This is a genomic window from Actinacidiphila alni, from assembly GCF_900112845.1.
GTDB classification, from domain to species: Bacteria; Actinomycetota; Actinomycetes; order Streptomycetales; family Streptomycetaceae; genus Actinacidiphila; species Actinacidiphila alni.
The window spans coordinates 109,277-121,720 of the sequence record NZ_FONG01000022.1 but is presented as its reverse complement, the minus strand read 5'-3'; the positions used below and the strand labels follow the sequence as shown (position 1 = coordinate 121,720).

Here is a 12,444-nt window from a genome sequence, read left to right as displayed (position 1 = left end):
GGTGTCAGCCCTCCCGGGCGGTGTCGGGCGCCCCTTCGACGAGCTTGACGGTCCAGGCGCCGTCCGCGCCGCGGCCGGTGACCGTCACGCGGGTGCCGCCGCCGGGCGCGGCCCAGCTCTCCCCCACCCCGAGCGGCGCGTCGGCCAGCGGCGGGTAGACGGAGGTGGCGGCGCAGGCCGAGGTGCGGGGGTGGCCGTCGAGCACGCTGATCGGGCCGTCGCCTGACTCGACGTCGGAGCGCACCTGGTAGAGGAGGACGCCCTGCCGGCAGGCGGTGCGGTCGTTGCCGGTGGCGGCGCGGGCCTCGATGGCGAGGGCGCTGTCCTGGCCGGTGCGGACGACCATGAGTTTGGTACCACCGGCGGTCTCGTCGGGGCTGAGGTCCTGGTAGGTGGTGCCGGGCCGGGTGACGCAGACGACCTGGCGGTCGTCGATCCAGCCGAGCTTCCACTTGTGCCAGGCGAAGGGTTCGGGGGCGAGGCCGAACTGGCTGCCCATCAGGTCCCAGTCGCCGACGTGGGTGTCCCAGTCGCCGTCGCTGCCGGCCGGCGGCCGGTAGTACAGGTCGGGCAGGTCGAAGATGTGGCCGGTCTCGTGGGCCAGCACATTGCGGTCCGGCGGGTGCCGTTCGAAGACGGTGACCAGGCGGCGCAGCGGGGTGCCGTCGAGGGTGACGGGCGTGGCGAGGTTGACGACCTTGGTGGCGTCGGAGTCGACGCCGGGCGCGTCGGGGTCGGCGACGAGGTAGACGACGTCGTAGCCGTGGAAGTCGACGACGGGGTCGGCGACGGTGAGCGCGTCGCGCAGGTAGGCGGTGCGGTCGGCGGTGTCCCAGTCGCGGCTGATCGCGTAGTCGCTCGCCGGGTGCGGCATCCGCAGCCAGCGCGCGACGGGGCGTACGCCCAGCTCGAACTGGCCGTAGGAGGCGCGGTCGAAGAAGCGGGTGGTGGCCGGGAAGTGATCGGCGGTGACCTGCTGGGTGGTCAGGTCGGGCGGGGAGTCGGGGAAGTCGAGGAAGACCATGAGGGCCTTCACCCGGCCCAGGGGGTGGGCGTAGCCGCTCTCCCAGGTGTCGACGCCCTCGGAGTGGTGTGCGCCGGTGCGCGGCAGCAGGCAGGCGCTGCCGGTGGTGGCGGACGCGGCGGGGCCGGTGGTCAGGGTCCAGGCGACGACGGCGCAGAACACGCTGAGGGCCGCCGCGGCCGGGCGCAGGACGCGCCGGCCCGCGCGGGGCCGGGCGTGGGCACGCGCCGATTCCCGTGACGGCGCCTCCGCCCGTGCCCACGCCTGTGCCTGTGCCTGTGCCTGTGCCTGGCCGCGGCCTATCGGGACGCCTGACGAGCCTGACGAACTGGCTGACCGCCGCACATGGACCTCCGGGGAGGATGAGGTGCGCCCATTCGGGACACTTCATCCACATTGCTGGGTCCTGACGGCGTATGTCCTGTCCGGTTGCTCCACGCGGGCGGCGGAGCGCGGTAGGCGGCGCGGCCACGTACGGCGCGGCCGCGTACGGCGGTGGTTCCACTCCCCCCTGCGCGCCGGAGCAGCGCCGGTCGATGATCATTACGGTGCGTGATACCCCCGCGGATGCGATCACACGATCGAGCCGTTCGGACACGTTCGGTCGATCCGTCAGCACACGTGCGGAGAATCACCACCAAGGCGCTGGAACACCAACTCCGCCAGCCCATATGATCGCGGGCGAGACGAGCGCGAAGCGGGGAGCGGGCAATGGGCGGACCCTCGGGCGGCCCAGGCGTCGAACCCGAAAGCACGGCACAGGTCATCACACACAGTCACACCTCTGCCCCGCGCTCCGGTGCCGACACGAGCACTGGCGCGAGCGCAAGCACTGGCACTGGCACCGGCACCGGCACCGGCACCGAGCAGCGCGACTACCGCGCCGCGTTCGCGATCGCCCAGTCCGCGATGGCGCTGCTCGCCCCGGACGGCACGGTCCTGGAGGCGAACGGCGCGTTCGGCACCCTGCTCGGCGCCGCCCCCGAGCGGCTCAGCAGCGTCGGCGCGGCGGGCCTGCTCGGGCTCGCCGGCGACCAGCACGCGCGCGCCGCCTTCCGCGAGGTGCTCACCGGCCGCCGCGAGCGGCTGCGCTGCACCCGCAGGATCGCCCGCCCCGACGGCAGCACACTGCGCGCCGAGATCACCCTGTCGCGCACCGGCGCCCGCCCGTTGCTGCTGTCGGTGGAGGACGTCGGCGAGCGCGACACGCTACGCGAGGAGCTACGGCACCTGCGGATGCACGATCCGGTGAGCCGGCTGCCCAACCGGGCGCTGTTCCTTGAGCGGTTGTCGGCCGCGGTCGCCGACCAGGGCGGCAGGACCGGCCGGATCGGCCTGTGCTACCTGGACCTGGACGGCTTCAAGGCGGTCAACGACACCCTCGGCCACCGCGTCGGCGACGAACTGCTGGCGGCGGTCGGCCGCCGGCTGCTGGCCTGCGCGGAGCCCGGCGGCCATCTGGTGGCGCGGCTCGGCGGTGACGAATTCGCCCTGCTGGTACGGGACTCCACCGGTACGGGGCAGGCGACGGAACTGGCCGAGTCCGTACTGGCCGCGCTGCAGCAGCCGTTCGACGTGGGCGGGCACCGGCTGGCGGTGTCCGCGAGCATCGGTGTGGTGGAGCGGGAGGCGGCCGGGACGACCGCGACGGGGCTGATGCAGGCCGCGGACACCACGCTGTACTGGGCCAAGGCGGACGGCAAGGCCCGCTGGACGCTCTTCGACCCGGAGCGCAACGAGCACCGGATGACCCGTCAGGCGCTGTCCCGTACGCTGCGGCAGGCCGTCGAGCGCGGTGAATTCGTGCTGGACTACCAGCCGTTGGTGGCGCTGGACTCCGGTGAGCTGCGCGGGGTGGAGGCGCTGGTGCGCTGGGAGCACCCGCACTTCGGGCGGCTCGCGCCGAACCGCTTCATCGGCCTGGCCGAGGAGGACGGTTCGATCGTGCAGCTCGGCCGGTGGGTGCTCGCCGAGTCCTGCCGCCAGGCCCGCGCCTGGCAATTGGCCCACCCGGACGCGCCGTTGGTGGTCAGCGTCAATGTGGCCGTCCGGCAGATCTGGGACTCCGACCTGGTCGCCGATGTCGCCGAGGTGCTCGCCGAGACGGGGCTGCCGCCGCGGCTGCTGCAACTGGAACTCACCGAGTCCGCCGTGATGGGCTCGGCGGGCCGCCCGCTCCAGGCCCTGCACGCCCTGGACGCGATGGGCGTACGGATCGCCATCGACGACTTCGGCACCGGCTACTCCAACCTCGCCTACATGAGCCGGCTCCCCGTCTCCGCCCTCAAGCTCGACGGCTCCTTCGTGCAGGGTTTCCGCTCCGCCGAACACCCCAACCCCGCGGACGAGACCATCGTCGAGGCCCTCGTCGACCTCGCCCACCGCCTCGGCCTCACGGTCACCGCCGAATGCGTCGAGAACGCCGACCAGGCCGAACGCCTGCGCCGTATCGGCTGCGACACCGGCCAGGGCTGGCACTACTCCCGCCCGGTGGCCCCGGACGCGATCTCCGCGCTGCTGTCCTGACAGGCCGCGGGCTGTTTTCCACCCCCGCCGGCGCCGCCGAATCCCAGCCCCGCCGGCGTTTGGGGCGAAAAGGAGAAGGGGCCCGCGTCCTTGGGGGGAGTAAGGACGCGGACCCCGGGTCAGTCGGTCAGTGTTCTTCCCGGCGAAGCCGGATCAGCAGGCGCCGAGGTCCTGCCAGACGCCCCATTCACCGGTGGTGCCGGGCTCCTCGTTGGTGGTCCACCACTTGGCGTTCCAGTTGTGGCCCTTCCAGGAGACCTGGTTGCCGCCGACGTAGACCGCGGAGGCGGACCAGGAGGGCAGGGTGCAGGTGCCGCCCGGCGGGGTGGTGGGCGGAGTCGTCGGCGGCGTCGTGGGGGGCGTCGTGGGGGGCGTCGTCGGCGGGGTGGTCGGGGGCGTGGTCGGCGGGGTGGTGGGCGGCGTGGTGGTGGTGCCGCAGCCGGACGCGGACCCGTTGGTGGCCGTCACGATCTTGTTGAAGAGGGTGGCGGCGGGGTCGAGGTCGAGCAGCGAGTACATCATCGAGCCGGCCAGGTTGTGGCAGTGCGCGTAGTCCGCCTTGGCCTGGATGGCCTGGGCGCCGAGGCCGGTCCAGAACTCGTTGCCGTTGTAGAACCAGTTGGTCTGGCTGGCCGGGTCGTAGAACGTCGTGGAGGCGTTGTCGACGATCCCGCCGAGTTCCTTGTAGTACGCGGTGCCCGCGACCTGGCTGATGCCGCGTGCCGCAGCCGGGCCCGAAGCGGGCTGGTAGAGGCCGTGGTTGCTGCCCGCGGAGACGCCGGACCAGCCGCGGTAGTACAGCGGGTAGCCCATGGTGATCTTGTTGGCCGGGAAGCCGCCGGCGATGCCGTACGTCGAGTCACCGTTGATCCACGCGTCGATCGCGTTGTCGGTGCTGTACTTCTCGGTTCCCGGTGAGATCGGCGTCGACGGGTCGTTCGGCGACTGGTACAGCGGGTCCTGGAAGTTGGTGGGCCCGGTGGACTCGAAGGCGCCGTGCATGTCGTACGTCATGATGTTCGCGTAGTCGAGGTACTGCCCGACCTTGTCGGTCTCGATCTTCGAGATCTTGTCCTGGCCGGCCGGCAGGGCCGCGGTCAGCAGCATGTGCTTGCCGCCGTTGGCGGAGCCGTACGCGTCCAGCTCGGAGCGGAACTCGGCCAGCAGCTTGGTGTAGTTGGCCTTGTCGTTCGCGCTGTAGTGGTTGCCGGTGTGGCCGCCGGGCGAGCCCGGGTACTCCCAGTCGATGTCGAAGCCGTCGAAGATGCCGGCGCCGCTGCCGGTGCCGCCGTAGCCGCCCTGCACGGGCAGATTGCCCTTGATGAACATGTCGATGCAGGAGCTGACGAACTTCTTGCGGCTGGCGTCGGTGGCCGCGACGTCGGAGAAGTACTTGGAGTACGTCCAGCCGCCGATCGACGCGACGATCTTCAGGTTGGGGTGCTTGGCCTTCAGCTTCTTCAGCTGGTTGAAGTTGCCGACGATCGGCTGGTTCCAGGTGTCGGCGACACCGTCCACGCTGATGTCCGCGCCGAAGGACTTCTGGTAGTCCGCGAAGGCGTCGCCCGCGCCGTCACCGGCGTTGGGGTTGGACTCGTTGGTGGAGTCCGACGCCTTGGTGGCCTCGAAACAGGTCAGGTTGGACGGATCGATGTTCTCGAACGAGTAGTTGAGGATGTCGAGCTTGCCCGCGACCCCCGAGGTGTCGAGGTTCTTCGGGTAGTACGCGTTGCCGTACACGCTCCACTGGTCGTAGTAGGCGATCTTCACGCCGCCGCTGCTCGCGGCGGCGGCCGCGGGTTTGGCGGCGGCGGTGGTGTCCGCCTGCGCGGTGCCCACTCCGGCGACGAGCGCGGTGAGCGCTCCCGCGGCGAGGGCGGCGGACGCGACGGCTGCCACGAACGCTCTCTTCCTGGACTGCACGAGGACCTCCGGGGGGAGAGGGAGGAACAACAGGGGGCTGGTGAATGGATAACCCCTCGTCAAGTGCACGTCAATGGTCTGAACCAGACTTAGGACTAGACCAATCCCCCGGTAACCGACCGGCCGGTAGCCTCCCGTGACAGCAGCAAAGCCGCCCGTCGATGGTGTGACGAGCGGCTTTAACGCTGGCTTAAGGGTGCTCTGACCTGTTCGTTCGACGTTGGACCACCTTGTTGCCGGAAACGAGTCTTTAACCGGCGACGGGCCCCCGGACGGCGCGGCCGGCCGGCCGCGAGGACGTACGGTCAGCCGGCCGCGATGTCCTTCGGGAAGCCGTACGCGTCGGCGATCAGGTCGTACGAGCGCAGCCGTACGGCGGGGGTGTGCGCGTTGGCGGTGATCACCAGTTCGTCGGCGCCGGTCCTGGCCACCAGGTCGTCCAGGCCGCGGCGGACCGTGTCCGGGTCGCCGTGGATGATGTTCACCAGCCAGGAGTCCACGAAGTCCCGTTCCGCCGGGCTGAATTCGTAGCCCTCGGCCTCCTCGGGGGTGGGCACGAGGCCGGGCCGTCCGGTGCGCAGCCGCAGCATGCTCAGCGCGCCGGTGAGCACCTGGCGGCGGGCCTCGGCCGGGTCGTCGGCGGCCAGCGCCGCCACGCCGATCGAGGCGTAGGGGCGGTCCAGGATCTCCGACGGCCGGAAGGACTCGCGGTAAAGGGCCAGTGCGGGCACGGTGTTGGCGGCCGAGAAGTGGTGCGCGAAGGAGAAGGGCAGGCCGAGCGCGCCCGCCAGCCGGGCGCTGAAGCCGGACGAGCCGAGCAGCCAGACGCTCGGCCGGTTCGGCGACTGCACACCGCCGGGCGAACTGCCCTGCACCGGGCCGGGGATGGCGTGAATGCGCGCGTAGCGGTGCGCGTCGGGGAAGTCGTCGTCCAGGAAACGCGTCAACTCCGCGAGCTGCTGCGGGAATTCGTCGGCGCCCTCGTGCAGGCGGTCGGTCCGCCGCAGCGCCGCGGCGGTCGCGCCGTCGGTGCCGGGCGCGCGGCCGAGCCCGAGGTCGATCCGGCCGGGGGCGAGCGCCTCCAGGGTGCCGAACTGCTCGGCGATCACCAGCGGCGCGTGGTTGGGCAGCATCACCCCGCCGGAGCCGAGCCGCAGGGTGCGGGTGTGGGCGGCGAGATGGGCGAGGATCACCGCGGGCGAGGAACTGGCGACGCCCGGCATCGAGTGGTGCTCGGCCACCCACATCCGGTGGTAGCCGCGGGTCTCGGCGGTCCTGGCGATCTCGACACTGGTGCGCAGCGCGTCGGTGGCCGTGAAGCCGCTGCCGACGGTCGCGAGGTCCAGCACCGACAGCGGTACGGGAGCCGTGCCGCGTACCGTGCCGTGGATTCCCGCGCCCTTGGCCGCCTGGCCCTGGTCTGCCGCGCCCCGGGTTCCCGCGCCCCGGTCCTGCTCGCCCTGTCCGGTCCGCTCGCCCTGCTGTTCGTCACCCACGCCGGGCGCCTCCTCGATCGTCTCCGTACCCATGCCGGCGGGCATGGGTGTCCCGCCCCGCGGCAGCGACAACCGGAGCCGTCGTCCGGTTATTCCCCCGATAGCGGATCGGGCGGCGTTCCGGGGCCGGATTACCGGATTCCCCGTACTTCCATGTATTGGGGAATGTCTTTGGCATATGCCAGAGTGGCCCCTTCCTGCATATACGCCTGAGGGGCCTCGGACAACTCGCCAACCGCCTCTACCGGAAACGGGTTTGGGGCTATCGTGGAGTCCGGCCAAGCCGCCGGTTCGGCCCGTTTCGGATCTCCGTCCGTGACCGGCAGCGACAGCCAGGACGCAAACGGTCATACCTGCAGGGGGCTACCGTGGCGCTAGAGCACCGACAGACCGAGCCGGTGTACGCGGTCCAGTACGCACTGCGCGTGCTGGAATCCGTCGACACGCATCGGCACGGCGTCACCGCCGAGCAGTTGTCACGCGAAATCGGTGTGCCCATCGACTATCTCACCCACCTGCTGGCAATGCTGCGCCGCGAGCGATATCTCGGATTTCTGCCCGGCGGCGGATATGTCATCGGTGAGTCGATGGTGATGCTCGGTGCCGCCAATCGCGACCAGGCGCTCGCCGAGAAGCTGAAGGCGGTGCTCGTCGAACTGCGCGACGAGGTCGGCGCGGCGGTCTATTTCAGCCGTTACGACGACGGCGAGGTGCACATCATCGACTTCGCCGACGGCCCGGACGCGCCGAAGGTCAACGAGTGGGTGGACTTCCGTTCCGCCGCCCACGCCAGCGCGGTCGGCAAGTGCCTGCTCTCGCAGCTCGACCACAGCGGCCGCCAGGAACACCTGTCGCGGCACCGCCCGGCGCGGCTCACCTCCCGCACGGTCATCGACAACCGTGTGCTGCTCAGCAAGCTGGAGCGGCAGCCCGCCACGGTGCCGACCCTCGACCTCCAGGAGTACGCGGTCGGCACCGTCTGCGCCGCGATCCCGGTGACGATAGGCAAGACGGTCGCCTGCCTGGCGCTGTCCATGCCGTACGCCCAGTCGCACCGGCTCAAGCCCGCCGTGGACACCCTCCACACCCGGGCGGCGCCGGTGCTGCTGTCGTTCAGCATCTGATCCGCGCAGGGAGCGGCGCGAGCACTGTCCGACCCGCGCCACGAGCGGCACGAGCGCTACCAGCCGTCCGTACGACGAAGGCCCTCCGCGGGAATGCGGAGGGCCTTCGGTGCGCGTGCGCCGCCAGGGACTCGAACCCCGGACCCGCTGATTAAGAGTCAGCTGCTCTAACCAACTGAGCTAGCGGCGCCTGCTGACGTCGCAGATCGTACCCGATGGCCGGGCGCGGGCCCAAAACGGCGGCGGATTGCCGCCAGGCGGGATTGCGCCAGGTCCGGGCGGTGCGACGGCGGTGGCCCGGCCGGTAGATCATGTGCATGACTTCGACTCGACGCCGGATCACCGTACCGGCGGGCACCACCGTGCTCGCGCTCGGTACCGCACTCCTGCTGCCCTCGGGCCCCGCCGCCGCGGCGACCCCCGCGGCGACCGCCCAGGGGTCCGCGCCACCGACAGCCACCTCCGCCGCCCACGCCTCCGCCGACGGCGCCGCCGACGCCTCGGTCACCGACATCACGCTGATCACCGGTGACGTCGTCCACCTCACCCGGCCCGCGGGCGCCGGAACCGCAAAGACCGGCAGCGCAAAGACCGGCAGCGCGAAGACCGGCGCCGGCAAGGCGGACACGACCGCCACCGTCACCGTCGACCGGGCCCCCGGCGCGCGCGGCATCGTCCGCGTCCAGCAATTCGGCGGCGACACGTACGTCGTGCCCGACGAGGCCCGGTCGCTGCTGGCCGCCGGGAAGCTGGACCGGCGGCTGTTCGACGTCACCGCGCTGGCCGCGATGGGCTACGACGACGCGCACACCGCCGGCCTGCCGCTGATCGCGACCTGGACCAAGGCCGCGCGCACCGCCCGTTCGCTGCCCGCCGCGCCCGCAGGGGCCGGCATCGTACGCACCCTGCCGAGCATCGGCGGCGCCGCGCTGAAGGCCGACAAGAAGCACGCCCGTGCCTTCTGGACCGATCTCGACCCGGCGGCCGACGAGGCGAAGCCGGCGGAGACCGGCACCGCGAAAGAAGCCCGCGCCCTGGACACCGCCAACGGCATCGACAAGCTGTGGCTCGACGGCCGGGTCAGCGCCGACCTCAAGGACTCGGTGCCGCAGATCAACGCCCCGCAGGCGTGGGCCGAGGGCTACGACGGCACCGGCGAGAAGGTCGCCGTGCTGGACACCGGCGTCGACGACACCCACCCGGACCTGAAGGACCGGATCGTCGGCGAGCAGAGCTTCGTGCCCGGCCAGACCGTCGCCGACGGCAACGGCCACGGCACGCACACCGCGTCCACCGTCGCGGGCAGCGGCGCGGCCTCCGGCGGCGACGAGAAGGGCGTCGCGCCCGGCGCGAAGCTGCTGGTCGGCAAGGTGCTCTCCGACGAGGGCCAGGGCCAGGACTCCTGGATCATCGCGGGCATGGAGTGGGCCAAGGCGCAGGGCGCCGACGTGGTCAGCATGAGCCTCGGCTCCGACATACCCGACGACGGCACCGACCCGATGTCGCAGGCCGTGGACTCGCTGTCCGCGGACGGCGGCCCGCTGTACGTGATCGCCGCGGGCAACTCCTATGGCGCCGGCACCATCGGCTCCCCCGGCTCGGCCCGCTCCGCGCTCACCGTGGCGGCCGTCGACGCCGCCGACCAGCGCGCCGACTTCTCCAGCATGGGCCCGCTGACCGGCAGTTACGGCCTCAAGCCGGACCTGTCCGCGCCCGGCGTGGACATCACCGCCGCCGCACCCGGCGGCGGCTACCAGACCATGTCCGGCACCTCGATGGCCACCCCGCACGTGGCGGGCGCCGCCGCGATCCTCAAGCAGCGGCACCCCGACTGGACGGCGGGGCGGCTCAAGGACGCGCTGATGAGCACCTCCAAGGTGCTGGACGGCTACGCCCCGTTCGAGCAGGGCACCGGACGCGTCGATGTGCTGGCCGCCGTCGACTCCGCGGTGGAGGCGACCGGTTCCGTGGACACGGCCGTCTACTCCTGGCCGCACGACGCGGCGCGGCCGACGACGCGCACCCTCACGTACACCAACAGCGGCAAGGACCCGGTGACGCTGAAGCTGGCGACCGACACCGCCGACACCGCGTACCGCCTGTCGGCGTCGTCGGTGACCGTCCCCGCGGGCGGCAGCTCCGACGTCACGCTGACCCTCGACCCGGCCGGTGTCCCGGCGGGCACCACCTTCTCCGGGCAGGTGCTGGCCACCGACGCGGCGACCGGCAAGGTCGTGGCGCACACCGGCTTCGCGCTGGAGAAGGAACAGGAGCTGTACGACTACACGGTCAGGCTGCTCGGCCGGGACGGAAAGCCCACCGCGGGCACCGTCGTCCTCGCGCAGGAGGGCGACCCGTACCCGACGCAGCTCGCCGTGGACGGCGAGCGCACCTTGCGGCTGGCGCCCGGCACGTACATGGCGTACGCCGAGATCGACGTGCCCGGTGACGCGCCGGATTCGCAGGGCCTGGCGGTGCTGATCGACCCGGAGACGGTGCTGACCAAGGACACCACCGTCACGCTCGACGCGAGCAAGGCCCGCCGGGTCAGCGCCGCGGTGCCGCACCAGCGCACCGAACTGCGGCAGTGGCACGTCGACATCGCCCGTACCTTCGGCGACGGGCAGCTGGTGCGCGACGCCGCGATGCTGCCGCTGACCTACGACACGCTGTACGCGTCGCCGACGAAGAAGGTCACCGACGGCAGCTTCAGCTTCGTCACCCGCTGGCGGCTCGGCGAGCAGCAGGTCGCCGTCACCGGGCACGGCCGGGATCTGGACACCACCGCGCAGCCCGGCTCGACCGTCACCGACGGCAGGAGCACGCTGCGTACGGTCTACGCCGGGCAGGGCGGCGCCGCCGACTACGCGGGCCTCGACGCCAAGGGCAAGGCCGTGGTGGTCGAACGCGGCGACGCGGTGAGCCCGGCCGAACGGGCCGCGGCGGCCACCGCCGCCGGCGCGAAGCTGCTGATCGTCGTCAACGACGGCCGCGGCCGGCTGCTGGAGTCCTACGCCGACCCGGACGCCGACTACCGTGACACCCCGCTGACGGTGGTCTCCGTCCGGCAGGGCGAGGGCGCGCGGCTGATCGCGGATGCCAAGGGCGGCCGGCTCACCCTCTCCGTCGGCCAGCGGAGGTTCACCCGGGTCGTCTACGACCTGCTGGACCAGCACGACGGCACGATCCCGGACCGCTCGCTGGCCTACACCCCCGACCCGCGGCGCGACCTGGCCAAGGTCGCCGCCACGTACAACGGCGACCGCGCCCGCAACGGCGGCGGCTTCCGTTACGACATCCCCGCCTGGGGCCCCGGCATCGGCTTCACGGAGACCGAGTCCTACCCGGGCACCCGCACCGAATACGTCTCGCCGGAGCACGGCGCCGGCTTCTGGTACGAGGACCACTCGGTCTACGACGCGGCCTACAGCGACCAGTTGCTGGAGGAGCGCGGCGGCAACGACGTGTTCCGGCCGGGCCGTACGTACGCGGTCTCGTGGTTCGGCGGGATCACCCGGCCGCGCCTCGGCATCGGCTACTGGGGGCCGAACCGCTCGTCGTACAACGACATCCAGTTCAACATCACGCCGTGGACGGACGGCGGCGCGGGCCACTCCGGCGCGATGCCCGCCGCCGAGTACGACGGCAACACCACCTACGCCGCGTATCAGGGCGACACCCTGATCGACCAGGGTGTCGGCCGGGCGGGCGGTATCTGGGACCAGCCCGCGAAGACGCTGCCGTACCGGCTGGTGCTCGACTCGGCGCGGGACGCGGCGGACTGGCGGACGTCGGTCCGTACGCACACCGAGTGGAATTTCGTCTCCGGGCCGCTGCCGGCCGGCGTCGACCAGCAGGACATCGGGCTGCTCCAGCTCGACTACGCCGTGGCCACCGACACGGCGGGCAATGTGCCCGGCGGCCGGCTGACCCGGATCGGCCTCGCGTCGGCCACCCAGGAATGGCTGGACCAGGTGACGACGGCCACCTCCGCGAAGCTGTCCGTCTCCTATGACGACGGCAGGACCTGGCGGCCGACACTGCTGGTCAAGGACGGCAAGGGCCACTGGGACACGCTGATCCTGACCCCGCGCAAGCCCGGCGGATTCGTCTCGCTGAAGGCGAGCGCGTCGGACGGGAAGGGCGGCTCGGTCAGCCAGGAGATCATCAGGGCGTTCGGCCTGAAGTGACCTGACCCCGGTCGGAGGGTGTGGTCGGAGGGTGTGGTCCCGACCACCCCCTCCGACCACGTATGATGGTCACGCAAGCGCCGCTAGCTCAGTTGGTTAGAGCAGCTGACTCTTAATCAGCGGGTCCGGGGTTCGAGTCCCTGGCGGCGCACGCGACACGA

General features: G+C 71.7%; 6 protein-coding genes and 2 tRNA genes. 4 read left to right on the top strand and 4 right to left on the bottom strand.

Annotated features, from left to right (window positions below):
* Window positions 1-4: 4 nt before the first annotated feature.
* Entirely contained in the window at window positions 5-1,186 is a 1,182-nt protein-coding gene (locus BM076_RS29145) for a M6 family metalloprotease domain-containing protein (RefSeq protein WP_322936524.1), read from the bottom strand.
* A gap of 549 nt (window positions 1,187-1,735) precedes the next feature.
* Between BM076_RS29145 and BM076_RS29140 the strand changes: the two genes are divergently transcribed.
* Entirely contained in the window at window positions 1,736-3,550 is a 1,815-nt protein-coding gene (locus BM076_RS29140; RefSeq protein WP_093716717.1) for a putative bifunctional diguanylate cyclase/phosphodiesterase, read from the top strand.
* A gap of 153 nt (window positions 3,551-3,703) precedes the next feature.
* Here BM076_RS29140 and BM076_RS29135 read toward each other — a convergent pair whose 3' ends face one another.
* Both BM076_RS29135 and BM076_RS29130 read right to left on the bottom strand, forming a co-directional pair.
* Window positions 3,704-5,449, bottom strand: a complete 1,746-nt coding sequence (locus BM076_RS29135) for a glycosyl hydrolase family 18 protein (protein WP_245796480.1) — start codon at window positions 5,447-5,449, stop codon at window positions 3,704-3,706.
* Between the two features lie 329 nt (window positions 5,450-5,778).
* Entirely contained in the window at window positions 5,779-7,002 is a 1,224-nt protein-coding gene (locus BM076_RS29130) for an LLM class flavin-dependent oxidoreductase (RefSeq protein WP_093716740.1), read from the bottom strand.
* A 335-nt stretch (window positions 7,003-7,337) separates the two neighbouring features.
* On the opposite strand from BM076_RS29130, the gene BM076_RS29125 reads away from it, so the two are divergent.
* Window positions 7,338-8,093, top strand: a complete 756-nt coding sequence (locus tag BM076_RS29125) for an IclR family transcriptional regulator (RefSeq protein ID WP_093716715.1) — start codon at window positions 7,338-7,340, stop codon at window positions 8,091-8,093.
* Window positions 8,094-8,209: 116 nt separating this feature from the next.
* On the opposite strand, the gene BM076_RS29120 is transcribed toward BM076_RS29125, so the two are convergent.
* A tRNA-Lys gene (locus tag BM076_RS29120) sits at window positions 8,210-8,283 on the bottom strand.
* A 127-nt stretch (window positions 8,284-8,410) separates the two neighbouring features.
* On the opposite strand from BM076_RS29120, the gene BM076_RS29115 reads away from it, so the two are divergent.
* Together BM076_RS29115 and BM076_RS29110 are read left to right on the top strand one after the other, a co-directional pair.
* A complete protein-coding gene (locus tag BM076_RS29115) occupies window positions 8,411-12,283 on the top strand; it encodes a S8 family peptidase (protein WP_093716714.1) in 3,873 nt (1,290 codons plus the stop codon).
* Window positions 12,284-12,360: 77 nt separating this feature from the next.
* A tRNA-Lys gene (locus tag BM076_RS29110) sits at window positions 12,361-12,434 on the top strand.
* Window positions 12,435-12,444: the final 10 nt, after the last annotated feature.